The following is a 19,740-nucleotide window of genomic DNA, read 5'->3' on the forward strand; positions in this document are numbered from 1 at the left end:
CGCGAGGTCGTCAACTGCGCGATACCCGCGGTATCTGAGAGCTCGCGGTTTCCTCGCCGGAGAGAACATCACCGCATGGAACCAAGCGATTGGCCGACCGTTGGGCGCTAGTGGCCAGCGGAGACCGGGGCGCGCTCGCGCCAACAGGCTTGACTTCTCGGCTCGGCTTCCACCGCAGGAAAAACGACATGGCCGATGCCGCAAATCAAATTGCCAACCGCATCCCAACCAATCTCGTCGTCAATGGCGTCGGGCGCACGCTCGACCTTGTGCCCTGGACTACGCTCCTGGATGCCTTGCGTGACCATCTCGGACTGACCGGCACAAAAAAAGGCTGCGATCACGGTCAATGCGGCGCCTGTACGGTGCTGGTGGACGGTCGGCGGGTCAATTCCTGCCTGACGCTCGCCGTAATGAAAGACGGCGCGGAGATCACGACCGTCGAAGGTCTTGCCAGGGATGGCGCGCTGCATCCTTTGCAACAGGCGTTCATCGACCACGACGCCTTCCAGTGCGGTTATTGCACGCCGGGTCAGATTTGTTCGGCAACCGGCCTCCTGGCCGAAGGACACGCCAGCGATGCTGACGAGATCCGGGAGCTGATGAGCGGAAATCTCTGCCGTTGCGGCGCCTATCCCAACATCGTCGCCGCCATCCAACAGGCAATGGGGCAGCCATGATCAACTTCCAGTATTCCCGCGCCACCGATGTCGCCGACGCGATCCTCCTGCTCAGCGCCCATCCCGGCGCCAAGCTCATCGCCGGCGGCACCAACCTGATCGACCTGATGAAGGAGAATGTCGAAGAGCCCTCCCGGCTGATCGACATTTCCCGCCTGCCGCTCCGCAAGATAGAGGAGACGGCCGACGGAGGACTGCGCATCGGTGCCCTGGTGCCGAACTCGGATCTTGCCTACCATCCGCTGATCGAGCAGCGCTATCCGCTGGTCGCCAGCGCCATCCTCGCCGGAGCTTCGGCGCAATTGCGCAACATGGCCTCCGTTGGTGGCAATCTAATGCAACGAACGCGCTGTGCCTACTTCTACGATACGGCAACGCCCTGCAACAAGCGAACTCCCGGCAGCGGCTGCTCGGCGATCGACGGCCTCAACCGCAACCATGCGATCCTCGGCACCAGCGCCTCCTGTATCGCGACAAATCCGTCCGACATGAGCGTGGCGTTGGCCGCGCTGGGCGCACGCGTGCATATCGCCGGTCCTTCCGGCGAGCGCACGATGGCGTTAGCCGATTTCCATCGGCTGCCCGTCGACACGCCTCACATCGACACCAATCTCGATATCGGCGAGATCATCACCGCGATCGAACTGCCGCCGCGCGGCTTCGCCCATCACTACAGCTATCTGAAAATCCGCGATCGGCTGTCATATGCCTTCGCCCTGGTTTCGGTCGCAGCCGCACTGGAACTCGAGGGCAACGCCATCAGCGAGGCGCGCGTGGCGCTCGGCGGCGTGGCCCACAAGCCTTGGCGCAGCCTCGAGGCCGAAACGGCATTACGCGGCCAAGCCGCGACGGCAGATCATTTCTCGCGCGCTGCGGATCTCCTGCTGCAGGGAGCACAAGCCTATTCGCATAACAGCTTCAAGATCGAGCTCGCGCGCCGCGCTATTGTTCGGACGCTGATGCAGGCCGCGAACGCCACGCCGCAATCGCAGGCTCACAAGAAGATCGCGTGAGGGACCGATGAACGCTTATGTCGGAACTCCAACGTCCCGTGTCGACGGTCGGGCCAAGGTCACGGGGACAGCCAAATACGCAGGCGAATTCACGGCCAACGGACTCGTCCATGGCTTCGTCGTCGCGGCCACCATTCCACGGGGCCGCATCGCGCGCCTCGACACCAGCGAGGCGCTGAGGGTGACGGGCGTGCTCGACGTGCTCACCCATACGCATCGCCCACCGCTCGCCGACAAGGACGAAGCCTGGATGGACGAGGTGGCGCCGGACGAAGGATCGCCGTTCCGTCCGCTCTATGACGACAACATCAAGTTCAACGGCCAGCCGATCGCGCTCGTCGTGGCGGAGGACTGGGAAACCGCGAAATTCGCCGCGACGCTGGTGCACGTCGAATATCAGGAGGGGGCGTTTGGTACCGACCTCGAAGCCGGGCGCGACAAGGCGATCGAGGTGCAGGGGCCGCACAAGCCGCGCGGCGACGCCGCAGGAGCGCTTGCCGGAGCGGCTGTGCGGCACGAGGCGGACTACTTCATTCCGACCGAGCATCACAACCCGATGGAGCTCTTTGCGACCACGGTTGTCTGGGACGGCAACGGCAGGATCACCGTTTACGACAAGACGCAAGGCGTCCAGAACGTCCACAAATATCTCTGCGGCGTGTTCGGCAAAAAGCCCGACGATATCCGCGTGCTCTCGCCCTATGTCGGTGGGGCCTTCGGCTCCGGCTTGCGGCCGCAATACCAGGTGGTGCTGGCAACGCTCGGCGCGCTTGCGCTGAAGCGCTCCGTTCGCGTGGTGTTGACGCGGCAGCAGATGTACGGGCTCGGTCACCGGCCAGCGACGATCGAGCGCGTCGGGCTCGGTGCGAAGCCCGACGGCACGCTCGAGGCGGTCGCGCACGAGGCCACCGCCGTCACCTCGCGCTACGAGGATTTCTCGCGCAACGACAGCGGCTGGGCGGAACAGCTCTACAGGAGCCCGAACAGTCGCTATTCCCACAAGCTCGTCCGTCTCGACGTCTCCACTCCCTGCGACATGCGCGCGCCCGGAGCCGCCTCCGGCGTCTGCGCGCTCGAATGCGCCATGGACGAGTTGGCCGTCGCGCTGAAACTCGATCCGCTCGAACTGCGGCTGAAGTGCTACTCCGATCGCGACCAGAGCGAAGACCTCCCCTACACGAGCAAGCAGCTGCGCGAATGCTACGCCCGCGGCGCGGAGGCCTTCGGCTGGAGCAAGCGCAATCCCACCCCTCGCTCGATGCGTGATGACAAGGAGCTGGTCGGCTGGGGTATGGCGACAGGTGTGTGGGAAGCGCTGCAGATGCCGGTCGCGGTCCGCATCGTGCTGACTGCCAATGGCCATGCCGAGGTATACTGCGCGGCGTCCGATATCGGCACCGGCACCTACACCATCGTGGCGCAGGTCGCAGCCGATGCGCTCGGGCTGCCAATCGAGAGCATTAGCGTGAAACTTGCCGACTCGACCCTGCCGCAGGCTCCCGTCGAGGGCGGTTCCTGGATGGCCGCATCGAGCGCGCATGCGGTGCTGGGAGCAGCCGAGGATATTCGTCGGGAGCTCGCGCGTCTTGCCAAGACGATGCCAGCCTCGCCGCTCGGCGGCGTCGATGCGGCCGATGTGATTCTTGTCGACGGCACGATTGCCAAGGCTGGCGACAAGGGCCGTGCCGTCTCGATCGCAGATGCGATGCGCTACGGCAAGCTCGAGCGGATCGAGAAGCACAAGCTCAATCACTTCGCGGAGGACAAGTCGCACGCCCGCAACACGCATTCGGCCGTCTTCGCCGAAGTGAAGATCGACGAGCAACTCGGCGTCATCCGCGTCACGCGGGTCGTGAGCGCCGTCGCGGCCGGACGGATCCTGAACACCAAGACCGGCCGCAGTCAGATCATGGGCGGTGTGGTCTGGGGGATCGGGATGGCGCTGCACGAGGAGACGGTGACGGATCACCGCTTCGGCCGGATCATGAACGCGAATATCGCCGAGTACCACATCCCCGTGAATGCCGACATTCACGACATCGAGGTCATCTTCGTCGAAGAACGCGACGATCGCATCAACGCCCTGGGCGTCAAGGGCCTCGGCGAAATCGGCATCGTTGGCGTCCCAGCAGCAATTGCGAACGCAGTCTATCACGCCACGGGAAAGCGCATCCGCCGCTTCCCGATCACGCTCGACAAGCTCCTCGCCTGATGCGCCAGATCAGTGTTCCCGCAGCGAGGCTCGTCGCGTATCCATGATCGGCTTGCCGCCGACAAGGTGGATTCCGAAGGAGGCCAAATCGGTCACGTCCCGAGAGGTTCCTTGCCAACGACGAGCCCCGCCGACGCGCCGGCGTTTGACGATCGCACGGCCACCGCTTTGCTGGATTTCGCGAGGGATAGGAAGCCATCGGGCGGAAGGCGCCGACCTCCTTGATGTCGACATGCATGCCCTCAAACATCTCCGGCAGCATGTGCTGTGGGGAAATCCTGCCCTTGGCCTAATAACGCGAACCAGAAGCCTGACGGACATCAGACCCGTCGGCGTCCCCCCGCTGATCATTTCGCCGATGCCGACGCCGACCAGCGCGCAGCCTCAGCATAGAGGCGCTGCGGCATTGCAGGGCAGCGCGTCGGGGTGCACGGAGATGCCGAGCCCCACCCGCGATCGCTCAGTGCATGGCTTGCGCTGGTCGAGGTGATGACGAGAGGCGCAGATAGCTGTAGAACTGGAGCAGGATCAGCGCCAAGCAGAGGACGATGAATGTGGCGCTGATCGGACGCTCCAGGTAGGTCATCAGGTCGCCACGCGAAAGCACCATCGCCCTGCGAAAATTCTCCTCGATCATGGGTCCCAGCACGAACCCGAGCACGACGGGAGCCACCGGAAATTCCAGCAGCAGAAAGATCGCACCGACACAGCCGAACACCGCTACGAGAAGGATGTCGAACACGTTGTTGTGCGTGCTGTAGACGCCGATTGCAATGAAGAACAACGCGGACGGGAACAGGAAGCGATAGGGAATACGGAGCAGCCTGACCCAGATTCCGATGAGCGGCACGTTCAAGACCATCAACAACAGGTTGCCGATCCAGAAGCTGGCGACCAGCCCCCAGAACACGTCTGGATGCTCCGTGATCAGTTGCGGCCCGGTGTTGACGCCTTTGATGATCAGTGCGCCGAGCAGCAGGGCCATGACGGGATCGCCGGGGATACCGAGCGACATTGTTGGGATGAAGTCGATCTGGGTCTTCGAATGTGCGGCCGCCTCCGGCGCCGTCACCCCCTCGATCGCCCCCTTGCCGAATCGATCCGGCGACTTCGAGATCTTCCGCTCCAACGCATAGGCAACGAAGGTCGTGATCGTAGGCCCGGTGCCGGGCATCGCGCCAAAGATGGCGCCGACGCCGGTGCCGCGCAGCATCGGCAGGATAGATCTCTTCAGTTCGGCGCGCGTAGGCATCATCTGCCTCATGGTGATGCGCGTTGTCGTGGTCGAGACCTCCCGTCGATCGACGGTGAGCAGGAAATCGGCGATGCCGAACAGCCCAAGAGAAAGCGCCGCGAGATCGACGCCATCGGCGAGATCCGGCAGGCCGAACGTGTAGCGTTGAATGCCGCTGCTGACGTCGGTGCCGATCGAACCGAGGAAGAGACCAAACAGCGTCATGGCAATGCCCTTGAGCGGCGAGCCGCGCGCCATGGTCGACCCCGCCAGCAGCCCGAGCAGCATCACCGCGCTGATCTCGGTCGGACCGAACTTGAAGGCAACGGCCTCGAGCAGCGGCGAGACGAAGACCATCAGCGCGATGCCGACGGATGCGGCGAAGAACGAGGCCATCATCGTGACGCCGAGCGCAGCGCCGCCGCGTCCGTTCAGGGTCATCGGATAACCGTCGATGCAGGTGACCGCGTGCGGAGGATGGCTCGGCAGATTGAGGAGAATGGCGCAAATGGCGCCGCCATACATGGAGCCGTAGAAGATTCCGGCAAGCATGAGGATGGCCGGAACCGCCGGGATTACATAGGTCAGCGGCAGGAGCATGGAAATTGTAGTCATCGCGCCCAATCCGGGAAGGACGCCGATCAGATTTCCCAGCACCACGCCGATGACGACCCACATCAGGTTCGTAGGCTGCAGCGCGACGCCGAAACCATACAATAGATCAGCCAACGCCTGTTCCATCGCTCTTCCCCCAAATCCCTCGACCGTTCACCCCCAGGCGAACAGCGCGAACTGCAGCTTCAAACCGTAACTGAAGATGACAACCGCCGCGACGACGAGGCCTGTTGCCAACAAAGCCGCAGTCCGTGCCGAATTGGCGGCGCTGCCCATCGCGGCGACGAACACCGCGATGAAGGTTGCCGGCACCAGGCCTCCATACACCCCGATGATCGCGAAAGCGATCAGAGCACCGAGGATGCACAGCCACCCCCGCCAATTGACGGTCGTGACTTCACCGCCCTCCTCTTGATGTCCCCTTGAGAACACGCCGATCGCAAGACCGACCAGAACCATGAACATGCCGTAGAAGAACGGCATGTAACCGGGTCCCATGCGGGTTGCCGTGCCCATTCGGTAGGTGAGCGCGAGCGCCGAGATGCTCGCGCCCATCATCGTCAGCAGCGACGCGCCGATCCGATCCTTGCCGAGACGATCGACTAGAGTGGCAGGNCAGGTCCGCGACGATCGGTCGTGTCCGCCGGCTCACGCAACCCGGTCACCTTTCTTGATCTGGACGGTGCGACTGTCGACGCCCGGCAGCATCTTGGCGGGATCGCGTGTCACCACGACGTCGATCACCGTCGGGCCCACGCGTCGCGCGAGCGCCTCGTGAAGCGCGGGCGCCAATTGCTCGGGGCGCTCGACCCGAATACCATGACAGCCCATCGCCGCGGCGACGTCCGCATAGTTGGTTTCGTTAAGATCCGAGGCGTGATAGGCGCCCGCACCGTACATCAGATGCTGTAACGCTTTGACGTAGCCCGACGCCGCGTTGTTGACCACGATGACGGTGAAAGCGAGTCCCATGCGGCGCGCCGTCTCCAGTTCGCCGATCATCATGTTGAAGCCGCCGTCGCCGGTGAGTGCGAAGACCGGGTGTCCCGGAGCCGCCGCCGCCGCGCCGATCGCGCCAGGCAGGCCATAGCCGATCGAGGCCGAACCCCGATCCGGCACGAAAGCGCGGCCTGCGCGCTTGGTATCGAACAGCAGCCCGCCCCAGTGCGCCGCGAAACCGCCATCAGCCACCAGGTAGCCATCGGCCGGCAGCGCCGCGTTGATCTCTGTCAGCAGACGGGCGATGTCGACGGGATGCTCGTCCGAATGGAGACGCGCGCCGACCTTGCGGCGCCAATTCGCCATTCGCTCCGCGATATCCGCCGGCCGGCCCGCCCAGCGAACCTGCAACCGCTCCCGCTGCGGCGCGAGCGCAGCGGCAAGATCGGTCAAGCCGAGCAACACATCGCCCCACAACCGCAAGGTTGCCGGAACGGTGCGGTCGAATTCCTCGGCGACGCAGTCGAGATGGATCAGCGGCTTGCCTCGGCCCGGCACCGTGTAGCGCTTGGTTGCGATCTCGCCGAGCTTGCAGCCCACCACCAGCAGGAGATCGGACTCCTCGATCAGCTCGTTGGCAAAGCGATCGTAGCGGCCGAACAGGCCTGCATTGAGTGCATCGTTGCAGGGGATCGCACCCTTTCCGGTTAGCGTGTGCGCAACCGGTAGCTTGAAGCTGCGGGCGAAGTCGGTGAGCCGCTCGGCCGCGTCGGAGAGATGCACGCCGCCGCCGGCGAGAATGACGGGCGCGCGGGCGGCCGCGATCAACTCGGCGGCCCGGGAAATACTCGCCGCATCCGGACGCGCGCGCAGCGACGGCGCTCCGCGATAGATCGCGTCGCCATAAAAGTCCGTTGCGCTGAAATCGTGCACGGCATGGGAGACATCCTCGGGAACGTCCACCACCACCGGGCCGGGCCGCCCCGAGGTCGCCACCGCGAAGGCCCGGCGCATCAGCTCTGGAATGCGGCCGACCGACTCGATGCGGATCAGCTCCTTGCATACGGGCCGCAAGACATCCGTCTGTCGGCATTCCTGAGTCATGTTCTTCCAGGAGTGCTCGCGATGGGTATCGCCCACAAGGACCACCAGCGGCGTGCCCGCGTTGAACGCCTCCATCAACCCGGTCACGAGATTGGTCGCGCCGGGACCAAGCGTGGCGTCGGCCAGACCGACCCGGCCCGACACTTTCGCATAAGCATCGGCCGCGAAGATTCCTGCGCGCTCGTCGTTGACGAGGTGGTGTGGGAGCCCGAAGCGCCTCGCCGCATCATAGAACGGCAAGAGCTGAAACCCGCCCATGCCGAACATCACGCCACCATCGAAGACCTGGATCATCCGGGCGATGGCTTCGCCACCGGAGATCGACAGGACATCGGTTCCGCCGTCGGCGTTCACTTCAACGTGCTGATTCATTGTCTCGATCATTCCTCTTGAAAACGTGTGACACTGCTGCTCGAACGTCATTCGATGCTGGCCCCCGAGGCCTTGATGACCCCGGCCCATTTCCTGGTTTCGGATGCGATCAATGCGGCCAGCTCTTCCGGCGTACTCGGCGCGGCATCGGCGCCGAGCTCGGCGAGGCGGGCCTTGACGCGGGGGTCGGCGAGAATCCTGCCAACCTCCTCGTTGAGACGCGCGACGATCGCCTGCGGCGTCTTCGCCGGCGCCACCAGCGCAAACCAGGACGTCACCTCACAGCCAGGCAGGCCGGCTTCCGCCATGGTCGGAATGTCCGGCGCTGCCGTCGAGCGATGCGGGCTCGTCACTGCAAGCGCGCGCAGTTTGCCGGCCTTGATATAGGGCAGCGACGAGGAAAGATTGTCGAACATCGATTGGACCTGGCCGCTGATCAGATCCACGACTGCCGGCGCGCTCCCCTTGTAGGGCACATGCACGAGCTGCACCTGCGCGACCATGTTGAACAGTTCGCCGCTCAAGTGAATCGATGACCCGGCTCCCGAGGACGCGAAGTTGATCTGACCTGGCTTGCTCTTCGCAAGAGCAATGAACTCCTTCAGATTCGCCGCAGGAACCTCTGGATTGACCACCAGCACGTTCGGCACCGTCGCAACCAGGCTGATCGGCGCAAGATCCGTGGCGAAGTCGAAAGGCAGCTTCGGATAAAGGCTGGTGTTGATGGTGTTGGCGATCGTGCCCATGAAGATCGTGTGGCCGTCGGGTGCGGACCGCGCCACCTGAGCCGATGCAATGCTTCCGCCCGCGCCCGGCCGGTTTTCGATCACCACGGGTTGACCGAGGACCTCGGACAATTGCTGCCCCACGATGCGCGCGACGACGTCGGTCGAACCGCCAGCCGCATACCCCACCACGAGGTGAATCGGTTTCGACGGATAAGGATCGGCATGAACCATGGCTGCGGAGCTGCCCCACACCAGAACCAACGAGACCAACGTCCCCAACCAGCACCGCCTCATCGCCCATCTCCTCCACCGCTTGACATGTCCATATTATGGACTATTAATGATCGCCCTTGTGATGCGCGTTCTGGAATCGAATGACCATAACTGTCAAGCGATTCTGCACATGACGATATCATTCATTGCTTGCGATGCGGCATCACGAGATCGACAGGATATCGGAAATATTCCATATATTGGACATACCATGAAGGATGACGCCATCAAGCCCACCGGCACGCAGAGCATCGCCCGCGCGGCCGCAGTGCTGCGTGCGCTCGCGCTCCGCAGCCAATCGGGCGCGCGCATGGCCGACATCGCCCGTGAGACTGGACTTGAGCGTCCGACGGCCCACCGCATCCTCCAGGGCTTGATCGCCGAAGGCATGGCCACTCAGAACGAAGGCACGCGCCGCTATTATCTCGGCCCGTTCATCTACGAGCTCGGCTTGCTCGCGGAGCCGCGCTTTCATCTGCGCGAGATCGCAGGTCAGGCGGTCGCGTTTCTCGCGGAGCAAACAGGCGATACCGTGTTTCTTGCCGTGCGCGGCGGTAACGATGCGCTTTGCATCGAACGCAAGGCCGGTAGCTTTCCGATCAAGGCGTTCACCGTCGAAGTCGGAAGCAGGATGCCCCTCGGGATCGGCTGCGGCGGCATCGCGATGCTCGCCGCGCTCCCGGAAGAGGAGGCCGCGAGCATTCTCAAGTTCAACGCGCCGCGCCTTGCGGAGTACGGCGACGTGACGGCGACACAGCTCGCTGAACTCGTGGCGGCTGCGCGCGGCCGCGGTTATGCGATCAACCCACACCGCGCTCCGGGCATCGCGGCGGTCGGCATGGCCGTGCGTCACGCCGATGGCGGCCTTGCGGGCTCGATCAGCATCGCGGCCATCGAAAATCGACTGCCGTCGGAGCGCATCGAGAAGATCGCGCCCATGCTGCGCGCTGAAATCAGGAAGATCGAGAAGATGCTCCGCGCGTCCTGAAGTGGCACCGCGCAATCGACGCGACTGAAGGAAAGACCGCATCGAGCTTGATCCGGTCAGGCTTCATGCTACTTGGCGGAGTCTTTCTCGCCTTGACTGGTGGTGAGGCTCTCCACGCTGACATGGCACTTGTCGGACGATCTCCCATCAGACTGGCGTGGTACGGCATAGTCCTTTCGCGTTGCTGAGCAGGCACGAGATTCAGATGCGAACGAACTGGATCGACGATTCCCTGATGAGGCTCGGTCTGGAACGCGGCCAGGCCTGGAAGCGCATCGATCCGGCTTCTACGTCAGGAACCTGCCCTGCAGCGGCTCGTTCCTAATGCGGTTCGCGAAGCTGTCGATCGAGGTCGGCGTTCGCGAACGACGAATATCTTCGTCCAGCCGCCGCCCGCAGCTCTCGAACAATGGACCGCGGATTGCTTGGTTCCTGCTGGAATGATTTGTCCATCGCGCCGGACGCCGAACTAGGCTTGAATTAGTTGCTGCTCACAAACGACAAGACACGACCCGCGAGGTCGTCGACTGCGCGATACCCACGGCATCTGAGAGCTGACGGTTTCCTCGCGGAGAGAACATCACTGCGGGTGGTCGATCTGCTCGGCAAGGAATCCGACGCCAGAGCGGCGAACACTATCCCCGCCTTCACCGGTTGCGGTGCTCGCTGGCGTCTCCTACAGCACCTTTGGAGCGAGACTCCGTCGCTTCAAAATCACCGTTTGAGAAATTGGATGCTCAAACGGTTCTGCGGCTAAACCATTGATATGGTGGGCGCACCAGGGCTCGAACCTGGGACCCGCTGATTAAGAGTCTGATCTTTTACAAGAAGTTACAAGCGCTTAGCTGTAAAAGATCACATCGACGGGACTATATAGATCAATAGGTTACAACTGAATTGTAAATCGCGGCCGGCGACTTTGCGACCCGTACCCTGCCTTTCGGGGTTCGAGTCACTGGAGCGCTACCGTTTTTCCCCACACCAACCAAACCCACGATATCCCATCCAATCCTACGCGTGAGGCACTTCATGGGCCGCAGCGCTCAGCTCCTGCGCTCTTAGAGACCTATGCCAAGCGCGACGTTGCTATGCTCCGAACTGGCTCTTGGACAAGGGCAGTAGCAGCCCCGCACATCGCGGTCATGGTCTTCAGGCGGCTCGTCATCGCATGCCCCTCAGCCGGTGAAGCCGGGCCTGACGCCGGGCCTGCGGGTTTTCGTTCACGGAGATAGTGTTATGAACGGCCTGTCGAACTCAAGCATTGCTTCCGCCCCCTCGCACGCAGGCTGACAAGGATTGCGACGCAATAATTCTGATCGATCGGGTTGCAGGAAGACCCTAGTTTGGCACTACGTGGTGCTTCCGGATGACCACGAGTTGGCTGCAGAAAGCGATTTCCAAATCGAGGTTTGGTCGACGAATTTCTTCTAATTCGACCCCGCACCGCGCAAGAGACGCCCCTGTTCCGTCATCCACTTAGCGCGCACGAGGTGACTCTGGTATGCGTTCCGCGCGCGATCGGGGTCAGCCTCTGGATCGATATGTAACACGATTCGAACGACGTCCCTCCAGTCGGCGCCCTCACCTTCGGCCTGTAGAAGCCGCATGTACGTGACGACATGCTGCTGGTCGTAGAGTGTGACGAAGGAATCGCTCGGCACAGCGTCCGCGACATCAGGGTCAAGTGGTGGTTTTGGCATTAGTGCCTACGCTATACTAGGAGTCGAGATTCGGCTCGTCGCCCTCGCAAAGCGCCCAGTCGCACAGTCTCTGACTGTAGCATATGGCATGCCACCTGCCCTAGGTCTGGGAACCGCAGAAAAGCGACTTCTTCTATCCTTCTGCAATCGAAACTCCTTCTCCTTGGCCAAGCGACAAATTAGTTATAGGGACTATATTCCCTAGAGACTATATACCTGACGGTGCTCGATCCTGCAATGAAGGATTGGTGCGCCACCGTGGGAAAGAATGTCCGAAGGCTCCGGAAGCAGAAGGGGATGACCCAAGAGGAGCTTGCCTTCGCAGCTGAGATCGACCTCACATATGTCGGCGGGATCGAGAGAGGGAAACGAAACCCCAGCCTGTTGGTCATGGCGCGAATAGCCGAGGCTCTGTCCGCCCCTCTAAGTCGGCTAGTCTCCGAGTAGGTCCGGGCATAGGTTGAGGTAGAAACTGAGGATAACTTCAAGGGCACACTTTGTGCAGCCCGTGCAACCCTAGCGCACTCGCTAAGCCATTGGGCTACAACAATATTCTGAATTGTGATTAGGTCGCCAGGCAGTGCGGCGCGCAATTGGCCTTTTTGGCGCCAGCAAACGGATCTACCCGAGGTTATCGTTTTCAATAGACTCGGCTGAACCATTTTGCGGAATCCTTAGGGTTGAGCTGGGTCGCGCTTGAGGATGCGCACCACGGGGACGAGCGCGATGCAGCTCAAGCCGGGTTGAACGAAGCCGCGGGCCGGGAGCTCAAGCGGTTATGGGGATTGAGGGCGCCGCAGACGTGTGCGATCCGCGATCAGTTGGGATGGGTAATTGGACAGATTGGCGCGCGCCCGGTCGTCGCGACCGGCTCGGTGTGAATAACAGCGGGATTCGTGCTTGCAACGGAGATTGCAGCGTGGTCGGTCGAGCACCAGCTGTTGGGTACGACGGTGGTAGCAATGACATTGGCGAGAACCATCTGCGCAGTTCGGCTCATGAGGTGTCCGGCCTACGATTACCCCGACGAGGTCAGGGAAGGATCTCGATAACGACCATGCGGCCCCCGCAACAGGGGCATGGCGGTCGTTCGGACGAGTCTGCGACTGCGCACGCAGGCTGCTCGCGCGCCTCGTCCGCAATCGAAGACGGCGTTGCCGCAAGCAAGCGACGGATCAGCATGAGCCTGGCACGGCCATGCACACTACGAACCGGAACAGTCCAAGCGCGACGTAGTGCCCCAGCTCACCGTAGTGCGGGAAGCGCAGCACCAGCTGAATAAGCTCAATGCGGCACGCCAGTGGGTGTTGTCGGAGGCTGATATTGATAAGATCAAACGGGACCTGACGGGCAAGCAGAGGATCCCCGGTGCGAAGGGCATCGAAGGCAGCGCATGAAAATTGACCGAGCTGCCACGGTTGGAGGCCAACCTGCCAAGCTAGTGCGCGACCTCCTGGCCGATGCCACTAACTCCGATGGCTTTTATTCCGATTTGGTCGATGAGCACCTATTGAAGGCATGGTGGCGCTCGACCATCGACACGTTGATTGAGGAAGGCAAGATCGACCGTCAAAACCGCGGCCAGGCTCTACGCAATTGGACCATGGCACGAGATCGCGAAAAGATTTTCGGAGTGCGTTTGCCCAAAGCGCCAGATCTCCCGGCTCAGGCGCGCAATTTGATTGAGGCACTTCTGGCTCACGATCTGATTCGCGAAGACGGTCGGAAAAGCGACGGCCGCACCGTCTATCGCATTACGGACAAGGGCCACGCGACCGGGATGAAAACTCTTGCTCCGCGGATGACCCGCTCCACTGCCGAGGCCCTACTTCAGAAGACGCTAGAGCGCATCGCTAAGATCAACAATGACCCTGAGCTACTCCACTACGTCACTGAAGTTCGTGTATTCGGCTCCTATCTCACGGACACCGACGACCTCGGTGACCTTGACCTAGCGATCAAGCTCGAGCGGAGGCGGGTCAAAGGTGAGTGGGTCAAGGCCTGCCACGATCTCGCGGACAAGAGCGGCAAGACGTTGAGTTTCTTTCAGAGATTAACTTACCCAGAGACCGAAATACGCCGCCGGATCAAGAGCCGTTTGCCGCGAATCTCTTTGCACGAAACCAGTGAGCTTGACGAGAACCCGGAGATGGGCGGCAGTACTGTGTACACCTTCGCGGCGCCTGATAGATCAGATCAGTAGTGAGTCTCGCGGCAATCATCACGCGCCACCGACAGGCGAGTTGACACCCGTCATCGGACACATGAAGGCCGAAGGTCATCTCGGCCGCTGCTACCTCAAAGGCCGCACGGGTGACGCCGCCAACGCCCTCCTCTCAGCCGTCGGCCACAACTTCCGCCGCATCCTCGCCTGGCTCAGAGAACTCTTGGGCCTGTTCCTGGGATTGCTATCGCGAACGCTCACAAGTTCTGCCCAGCTCAATCCGTCTTAACGACGACCAGTTCTGGTTCTGCAGCAAGAGGTACCCTTGGGCGACGGGCAGAATAGATTGTCCGTTTTGCTCGCCCTAATATCCCATTCTACGACGAGCACGTAATCGACCTGTGCCACCGAATCTGCACGCTGTATCCAATGGGGTGACGATACAGAAACAAAGGAAAAGTCGCACAGCGATCTGGCCGTACCACGTCCGACCACAAAAAACGTTGCACGAGACCCGTCTTGTTCTCGGCCCTATCCTGCGAAGCCATCGGCAAAAAAAAGGATTTTTGCTTGGTGGGCGCACCAGGGCTCGAACCTGGGACCCGCTGATTAAGAGGCTTCTGAAAGCTCAACAAATTCAACGGCACATCTGACAATTTCCCTTTCCGTTCTGGCATTGAACTGAAAGGAGAATTGAAAAATGTCAGAACTCGCGGAGCGGCACTCGCTGTCTCCCAAAATGCGAAGGGCCGCCTCGGCAAAGGCGACCCCCATTCGCAAATCGAACATCAAGAGCACATCGAAGAATAGTAACGGCAGCGACCGCGAGCAAGGTGAAACCGCGCTTGCTGCGGCATTCGCGCGCGCGCTTGAGCGCAAGGCGGTGCGGTGATGAGCACCAGCAAGCACCGAGCCGAGTTCTTCATGCGCAAGCTGAAGTGGCTCGACGCCATCGGGTTGGCGGTCGGCAAGGATCATGTCACCGCGCACGTCGCGATGATCATCGCCAAGCACATGAACAGCGATACTGGCAATACGTTTGTGGGCCGGGAGACGATCGCCGATCTGATTGGAATTCACGTCCGCACGGTTGAGTTATCTATCAAAAAGATCGAAGCCCTCGGCTTCGTGCATGTGCAACGCGCGCGTGGCCGGGGACACGTCAACACCTACGTTTTGACCTTCCCAGAAAAAACAGTCTCCACACCGCCTTTCGAAACAGAAAAGGCGGTTTCGGCACCGCCTTTTAGCGGGCAAGAAAAGGCGGTCTCCGAAGACCCAAAAGGCGGTGAAAATGATCCCAAAAGGCGGTCTCTGCGCCGCCCTAACCTTAGTAAGATTAATCTTGAAGATAACCTTAGAGGGAATTTTGAGATTAGAGGTGCTGTTGCGGCGGCACCTACCGCTCCACAACGGCTGTCGCAAGCGGCGCCAGCACCAGCATTCAGGCCAATGTCTCCTCCAGGTCCCAAGACTTTCAAAAACCGCGGCGAATACGAACAGCGCTTAGTCGAGCTGATCACCGAAGCCGGGGGGCATGGCTGGGAGGTGGTGATGGATCTCGATGAGGTCAGGGTCGCAGCGCTGTGCCGTCGACTGAAGAACGGCGTACTGACTCAGCAGGAGATCAACGAACTTTGCGCTCCACAACGAATAGCGGTAGTCGGCGGCTCGCGCTGGCCATCTACCAAGTTGCGCGCGCCGGAGAAAGGCGAGTCGGTTCAAAAGAGTGTGGGACATAAGTGGGACAGTGAGACGGTATAGCGGACACGCGAATGCAGCGAGGAGCGCTACCAAAAGCGCGCACGGCAACCGATTCAGGGCTGTTGCCGCTTTCTCCTAGAGGTGGGGAAGCCGTTCTCAAGGAGTCCCCCACCTGCCACTTCGCCCGCCGGCTCTCTCGCTACGGCGTCGCCTTCCATGACTCGAAATGCACTGCGGTTCGATTGCTCGATTAATTTATCCTGGGGAGTTCGGTCGATCCGCTATGGGTAAATGTCGAACGACATGCCACTCTATGGCTAGATGATCACCTTGGAGCCGCAGCATGTCTGCATTTGAACGCACCTCGGCCGGAATCCAGATTGTCATCCCCGGATGCGAGCGGCGCACACTTCCGAGGTCCACGACTCGCGTTGACGAAATCGGTCAGGGTCTGCTTCACTTCTATAAACCGCCAAGTTTGCGTGAGAAGCTGGAAAATCGCGCGGATGCACCTTTGCGGCCGAGCAAAGGACAAAAGGCACCGCCGAAAAGTGGCTTGTTCGGCACCTAGATTGTCCGCGACGTGCTGGTGCACGCGCACGACGGAGGTATCGATCATCTGTACCGCCGCGTCATGACCGGCGGCCAGCGCATCCATCATCCGGTCCCAGACGCCAGCCCGCCGCCACCGAACGAAGCGATTGTAACAGTGGTGCGGGGGCCGTAGTTCTCCGGCAAGTCGCGCCATGGCGCACCTGAACGCAGGACCCAGAAGATGCCATTGAGCAAGCGACGGTCGTTTACACGCCGAACACCACGCGGTTTGTTCGGGAGCATAGGTTTGATGGCGGTCCATTCATAATCGCTGAGTTCGTAGCGCATGATTCGAGGTTGAATCACGTCTTGGGCAGCGCCATCAATGGCCCGTCGCTATGTCACTAATGCTCTGAATTTATTTCTGCTTTCGGCGGCATAGCGGACATGGCCGGACTTGATACTGGCTCGACCCGGTCGCGAATGACCCATAGCTACCGACGCACCGCCTCAATCAAGCCTTAGGCGGCCTATACACTGCAGGTTGATTTCAAGACTTCATCGAACAGGCAATCGCACTGATGGCGTAAATGCAGTAGCGAGCCCCAGAGAACGTCGGCGGGCGGGCCGGGAGATGATTGTATGAGTTACCTGCGCGGTGAAACGTCGATCTTCGGTAGCCGAAGGAATGCTTAATCGTCGGCCGCAACCGCCCGACTGGCAGCTAATGAATCACCGGCTCGCCATGGAAACGACGGTGCAGCTTTTCGCTGACGCCGAAGCTAATCTCCAGGACGAGGCGCGGCGTGCGTTTGGCCAGCGAACCCATATGGAATCCGAAGGGATCCTCGACAAAGCCGAAGCCTGCAGGCCCCGTCAGTTTTACGATCGTTTCGCGGCCATAGGTCCGCTCGATCTCCTCCGAGGGGTGACCGACCACGAGGGTGAACTGGTGCCGCAGGAAGCGCTGCCTGTGGCTGCCCACGACATAGACATGCGGGCCCGAGTTTTCGTCAACCGCTTCGATGTAGAAGAAGTACTTGATCATCCTCCAATCATCGAGATCAAAATGAAACCGGTCCTGTGAGGCTAGATGGAGGTCGTGGTCTTTCGCTTTCTTGCTCGGAAAGCTCCACCACAGCCGCGTCGCGGTGACGCGCGCCTCGCCTCCCAGATAGTTCTGGGCGATTTGCAACAATAGCGGATCCTGCTGGACGCGGCGGGCCGCTTCGCAATCCAGCACGCGTTCGAAGAAGTGGCCGGTGAGAATGGCCTTCCCGGTCGCAAGCTCGACCGAGCGATGTTCCTCGGCGACCAGCTCAATTTTGCGATCAAAATTGCCGAAACAGGGCGTGCGTCGGGCAAAGGAAGAGATCTCCGACGTAATGTCTGTTGAAAGCCTGACGCCCTGAAACAGCCCGTCTCGCCGCAACTGCTCCGTCACATGCTCGACCTCAAGTTCCGGGAAAAGCGTGTTCGTGAGATCGATGTGTTCGGGCGGAGCGGTCAACTTCCATGCGAGGTTGCGGAACAGCATCACGCGCCCCAGCGCAAACATCGGCAACCATCGGGGATTTTCCTTGATGTCGGCAACATGCGTCGGCAAACGTTTGAGCATTCGCTGTATTCTTGTGACCATTTCTTGGCTCGCTGTACGCATTACGATGGAACCAGTGCTTGCAGCAATTCAGACTCCTTTGTTGTTCCAAATTGGACCAAACCACTACGCGCTCTGTTATTCGACGTACAATTTTTGACACACGATCACGACTAGTGGAGTCTGCGACGCTTTGCGCGTTGCTCGCTCTGGGCTCGGACCACATCCTCTTTGCCGCAGACTATCCCTTCGAGGATTTGCGCACAGCGATCGCGTTCCTGCGCAGTGCGCCGATCAGCGAGGGCGACCGCGCGAAGATCGCCCACGGTAACGCCGAGCGGCTGCTCCATCTGTAAGCGCGGGCGCGGTAACTCCCCCTTCGACGAACTAACCGACGCCGATCACTTACTGCGGTGCATGAGTCCGGAAGTGGCCCTTCGGCGACCTCCAGCGATGTCCGCTTCTCTAATCGGCCGTTTGAGGTCAAGCACTTTCAGACTATCCGCCACTGCAGTGTCGATGTCGCTCACGGGCTCGCGCTTCTCTTCGGAATCGGCACCAGGGCCCTTCCATCATGGGATTCGAGGACGAAGTAGAACAATCTTTTGCGCGGCCTTGTCGTTAGTTTGAACGACAGGTTCAAGCGGACATGCGAACTCACCTCATCCATCGTCCCGCGAGGGACATCTTTCCACTGCTGGGTGGATCTCGAGTTTCCTCCTATCGGCTTTGATCCTGAACGGTTTTCATGCTGCTGTCGCGGTTGGCTCCCGGGTCCACCGGAACTCGGTGCCATCGACCCATATGCGGTGCATGATGACGGCCAGCCGACGGGCCAGGGCCACGATCGCCTTCTTCATTCCGCGACGCCTGGCGATCTGCATGGCCCAGGCCTTGAGCCAGGACCATTTCTTCGAATGCAACATGCTCTGCGCTGCTTCGTAGAGCATCACCCGCATCATCTCATCCCCGCAGCGCGATATCCTGCCGCTCCAATCGATCTCGCCTGATTGATATCTGGAGCTCGTCAGCCCAAACACTGCCCCGACCGACTTGGATTTTCGGAATCGGGCTGGCACATCGACGGTCGCGCGATAGGTCAGCGCCACCACCGGGCCGACACCGGGGGTCGTCATCAGGCGCCGGCACACCTCGTCGTCGCGCACGATGGCCAGCAAGCGGCGGTGCAGGATGATGATCTGTTCGCGTAGCGCCCGCCGCACGACGAGCAGCGGTTCCACCAGGATCGCCAAGTCGGGAATAGTCTCGACAAGCTCCTGGATGCGGGCCTCGAACCTCACCATTCCGACTATGCCCACCTTGAGGCCGAAGTTACGCAAAGTCCCTCGCAGATCGTTCTCGATGGCGATGGCCTTCGACTGCAATAGCTTGCGATGGGTTAGCAGCATACGCAGTTTCTGGCTGCGTAGCGTCTTCACATGCACCGGGCGATACACTCCCACCCGCATCATCTGAGCGATGCCGCGCGCGTCATTGCGGTCGGTCTTGTTGATCTGCGCCTTCAGCACCGCCTGCATGTGCCGAGTCTCCACACAGATCACTGGTAACTCGGCTTCGGCGAGAGCGCTGAACAGCCATTGCGATAACGGCCCGGCTTCCAGTCCGATCCGCTTGAAGCGGTAGGCGGGATTCCCCAGAACCTTCAGAAGCGCTTGGGGCTCACTCGCCACCTTCACTTCCTTCAAGATCTTGCCCGTATCATCCAAAATGCAGACACTCGTCTCCTTGACCGATACGTCCAGTCCGGCAAAATGGTCCATGCTGCGCTTCTCCTGATGCTTGAGGCCGTCACCACGGACCTCGTTTTCACCATCAGCCTGAAGCGCAGCACCTTAAATATTCAGCTATCCACAAGCTGGGCC

18 protein-coding genes and 3 pseudogenes are annotated in these 19,740 nt (G+C 60.9%); 12 read left to right on the forward strand and 9 right to left on the reverse strand.

The genetic code is table 11. The features are described from left to right. Positions 1-188 precede the first annotated feature (188 nt). Genes AXW67_RS09215 through AXW67_RS09225 form a run of 3 tightly spaced genes read left to right on the forward strand, consistent with a single transcriptional unit; the run spans position 189 to position 3,905 of the window. Positions 189-680: a (2Fe-2S)-binding protein gene (locus AXW67_RS09215; protein ID WP_027551234.1), complete on the forward strand. Its 492-nt coding sequence runs from the start codon at positions 189-191 to the stop codon at positions 678-680. After that, the gene (locus AXW67_RS09220) at positions 677-1,693 is read left to right on the forward strand and encodes an FAD binding domain-containing protein (RefSeq protein ID WP_063677611.1); all 1,017 of its coding nucleotides are present in this window, start codon (positions 677-679) and stop codon (positions 1,691-1,693) included. Before AXW67_RS09215 ends, AXW67_RS09220 begins: the two co-directional genes overlap by 4 nt. Before the next feature lie 7 nt (positions 1,694-1,700). Next, complete coding sequence (locus AXW67_RS09225; protein ID WP_063677612.1) at positions 1,701-3,905, forward strand: xanthine dehydrogenase family protein molybdopterin-binding subunit; 2,205 nt, start codon at positions 1,701-1,703, stop codon at positions 3,903-3,905. Between the two features lie 460 nt (positions 3,906-4,365). Here AXW67_RS09225 and AXW67_RS09230 read toward each other — a convergent pair whose 3' ends face one another. The 4 genes from AXW67_RS09230 to AXW67_RS09245 form a co-directional block, all read right to left on the reverse strand. Beyond that, complete coding sequence (locus AXW67_RS09230) at positions 4,366-5,868, reverse strand: tripartite tricarboxylate transporter permease (protein WP_347336747.1); 1,503 nt, start codon at positions 5,866-5,868, stop codon at positions 4,366-4,368. 39 nt (positions 5,869-5,907) lie between these two features. After that, on the reverse strand, positions 5,908-6,369 hold a 462-nt coding region (locus AXW67_RS09235; RefSeq protein ID WP_210183971.1), incomplete at its 5' end, for a tripartite tricarboxylate transporter TctB family protein. A 33-nt stretch (positions 6,370-6,402) separates the two neighbouring features. Beyond that, the gene (locus tag AXW67_RS09240) at positions 6,403-8,181 is read right to left on the reverse strand and encodes a thiamine pyrophosphate-binding protein (RefSeq protein ID WP_430648707.1); all 1,779 of its coding nucleotides are present in this window, start codon (positions 8,179-8,181) and stop codon (positions 6,403-6,405) included. 35 nt (positions 8,182-8,216) lie between these two features. Next, positions 8,217-9,191 (reverse strand): Bug family tripartite tricarboxylate transporter substrate binding protein, encoded by a 975-nt coding sequence (locus tag AXW67_RS09245; protein ID WP_063677614.1) that lies wholly within the window; start codon positions 9,189-9,191, stop codon positions 8,217-8,219. A gap of 190 nt (positions 9,192-9,381) precedes the next feature. Here AXW67_RS09245 and AXW67_RS09250 point away from each other — a divergent pair, with 190 nt between their 5' ends. Next, complete coding sequence (locus AXW67_RS09250; protein WP_063677615.1) at positions 9,382-10,158, forward strand: IclR family transcriptional regulator; 777 nt, start codon at positions 9,382-9,384, stop codon at positions 10,156-10,158. 65 nt (positions 10,159-10,223) lie between these two features. Next, positions 10,224-10,346, forward strand: coding sequence for a KUP/HAK/KT family potassium transporter (locus AXW67_RS40350; RefSeq protein ID WP_082907840.1), 123 nt, complete (start codon positions 10,224-10,226; stop codon positions 10,344-10,346). 1,239 nt (positions 10,347-11,585) lie between these two features. Here the strand turns inward: AXW67_RS40350 and AXW67_RS43855 are convergent. Further along, positions 11,586-11,858 carry a hypothetical protein gene (locus AXW67_RS43855; RefSeq protein WP_063677616.1) on the reverse strand — a complete coding sequence of 91 codons (273 nt, stop codon included), beginning with the start codon at positions 11,856-11,858 and terminating at the stop codon, positions 11,586-11,588. Between the two features lie 237 nt (positions 11,859-12,095). On the opposite strand from AXW67_RS43855, the gene AXW67_RS09260 reads away from it, so the two are divergent. Next, complete coding sequence (locus AXW67_RS09260) at positions 12,096-12,305, forward strand: helix-turn-helix domain-containing protein (RefSeq protein ID WP_063677617.1); 210 nt, start codon at positions 12,096-12,098, stop codon at positions 12,303-12,305. A 585-nt stretch (positions 12,306-12,890) separates the two neighbouring features. On the opposite strand, the pseudogene AXW67_RS45010 reads toward AXW67_RS09260, so the two are convergent. Beyond that, positions 12,891-13,058, reverse strand: a pseudogene (locus AXW67_RS45010) (IS91 family transposase); the annotation flags it as partial. 35 nt (positions 13,059-13,093) lie between these two features. On the opposite strand from AXW67_RS45010, the gene AXW67_RS42685 reads away from it, so the two are divergent. The 5 genes and pseudogenes from AXW67_RS42685 to AXW67_RS40355 all read left to right on the forward strand — a co-directional run bounded on the left by AXW67_RS42685 (position 13,094) and on the right by AXW67_RS40355 (position 16,297). Further along, entirely contained in the window at positions 13,094-13,255 is a 162-nt protein-coding gene (locus AXW67_RS42685; RefSeq protein ID WP_161491243.1) for a hypothetical protein, read from the forward strand. Further along, entirely contained in the window at positions 13,252-14,061 is an 810-nt protein-coding gene (locus AXW67_RS09270; RefSeq protein WP_063677619.1) for a hypothetical protein, read from the forward strand. The genes AXW67_RS42685 and AXW67_RS09270 overlap by 4 nt, the downstream gene beginning before the upstream one ends. Positions 14,062-14,101: 40 nt before the next feature. Further along, a pseudogene (locus tag AXW67_RS09275) lies at positions 14,102-14,311 on the forward strand (IS5/IS1182 family transposase); the annotation flags it as partial. A gap of 602 nt (positions 14,312-14,913) precedes the next feature. After that, complete coding sequence (locus tag AXW67_RS09285; RefSeq protein WP_063677622.1) at positions 14,914-15,786, forward strand: helix-turn-helix domain-containing protein; 873 nt, start codon at positions 14,914-14,916, stop codon at positions 15,784-15,786. Positions 15,787-16,069: 283 nt separating this feature from the next. Continuing rightward, on the forward strand, positions 16,070-16,297 hold the full coding sequence (locus AXW67_RS40355; RefSeq protein WP_082907847.1) for a hypothetical protein: 228 nt from the start codon (positions 16,070-16,072) through the stop codon (positions 16,295-16,297). Positions 16,298-16,303: 6 nt separating this feature from the next. Here AXW67_RS40355 and AXW67_RS40360 read toward each other — a convergent pair. Then, positions 16,304-16,608, reverse strand: a pseudogene (locus AXW67_RS40360) (IS5 family transposase); the annotation flags it as partial. A 376-nt stretch (positions 16,609-16,984) separates the two neighbouring features. Then, the gene (locus tag AXW67_RS09290; RefSeq protein ID WP_245315500.1) at positions 16,985-17,878 is read right to left on the reverse strand and encodes a phytanoyl-CoA dioxygenase family protein; all 894 of its coding nucleotides are present in this window, start codon (positions 17,876-17,878) and stop codon (positions 16,985-16,987) included. 155 nt (positions 17,879-18,033) lie between these two features. Here AXW67_RS09290 and AXW67_RS43105 point away from each other — a divergent pair, with 155 nt between their 5' ends. Beyond that, on the forward strand, positions 18,034-18,213 hold the full coding sequence (locus AXW67_RS43105; RefSeq protein ID WP_201723653.1) for an amidohydrolase family protein: 180 nt from the start codon (positions 18,034-18,036) through the stop codon (positions 18,211-18,213). A gap of 390 nt (positions 18,214-18,603) precedes the next feature. On the opposite strand, the gene AXW67_RS09295 is transcribed toward AXW67_RS43105, so the two are convergent. Next, positions 18,604-19,638 (reverse strand): IS110 family RNA-guided transposase, encoded by a 1,035-nt coding sequence (locus AXW67_RS09295; RefSeq protein ID WP_063676386.1) that lies wholly within the window; start codon positions 19,636-19,638, stop codon positions 18,604-18,606. Between the last annotated feature and the right edge of the window lie 102 nt (positions 19,639-19,740).

The organism is Bradyrhizobium neotropicale (genome assembly GCF_001641695.1).
Taxonomy (GTDB): Bacteria; Pseudomonadota; Alphaproteobacteria; order Rhizobiales; family Xanthobacteraceae; genus Bradyrhizobium; species Bradyrhizobium neotropicale.

What these genes read in the sequence shown, in the direction of transcription:
- AXW67_RS09215 (WP_027551234.1), top strand. Translation starts at nt 189, where the DNA reads ATGGCCGATGCCGCAAATCAAATTGCCAACCGCATCCCAACCAATCTC.
- AXW67_RS09220 (WP_063677611.1), top strand. Translation starts at nt 677, where the DNA reads ATGATCAACTTCCAGTATTCCCGCGCCACCGATGTCGCCGACGCGATC.
- AXW67_RS09225 (WP_063677612.1), top strand. Translation starts at nt 1,701, where the DNA reads ATGAACGCTTATGTCGGAACTCCAACGTCCCGTGTCGACGGTCGGGCC.
- AXW67_RS09240 (WP_430648707.1), bottom strand. Translation starts at nt 8,181, where the DNA reads ATGATCGAGACAATGAATCAGCACGTTGAAGTGAACGCCGACGGCGGA.
- AXW67_RS09245 (WP_063677614.1), bottom strand. Translation starts at nt 9,191, where the DNA reads ATGAGGCGGTGCTGGTTGGGGACGTTGGTCTCGTTGGTTCTGGTGTGG.
- AXW67_RS09250 (WP_063677615.1), top strand. Translation starts at nt 9,382, where the DNA reads ATGAAGGATGACGCCATCAAGCCCACCGGCACGCAGAGCATCGCCCGC.
- AXW67_RS40350 (WP_082907840.1), top strand. Translation starts at nt 10,224, where the DNA reads ATGCTACTTGGCGGAGTCTTTCTCGCCTTGACTGGTGGTGAGGCTCTC.
- AXW67_RS43855 (WP_063677616.1), bottom strand. Translation starts at nt 11,858, where the DNA reads ATGCCAAAACCACCACTTGACCCTGATGTCGCGGACGCTGTGCCGAGC.
- AXW67_RS09260 (WP_063677617.1), top strand. Translation starts at nt 12,096, where the DNA reads ATGAAGGATTGGTGCGCCACCGTGGGAAAGAATGTCCGAAGGCTCCGG.
- AXW67_RS09270 (WP_063677619.1), top strand. Translation starts at nt 13,252, where the DNA reads ATGAAAATTGACCGAGCTGCCACGGTTGGAGGCCAACCTGCCAAGCTA.
- AXW67_RS09285 (WP_063677622.1), top strand. Translation starts at nt 14,914, where the DNA reads ATGAGCACCAGCAAGCACCGAGCCGAGTTCTTCATGCGCAAGCTGAAG.
- AXW67_RS40355 (WP_082907847.1), top strand. Translation starts at nt 16,070, where the DNA reads ATGTCTGCATTTGAACGCACCTCGGCCGGAATCCAGATTGTCATCCCC.
- AXW67_RS09290 (WP_245315500.1), bottom strand. Translation starts at nt 17,878, where the DNA reads ATGCTCAAACGTTTGCCGACGCATGTTGCCGACATCAAGGAAAATCCC.
- AXW67_RS09295 (WP_063676386.1), bottom strand. Translation starts at nt 19,638, where the DNA reads ATGGACCATTTTGCCGGACTGGACGTATCGGTCAAGGAGACGAGTGTC.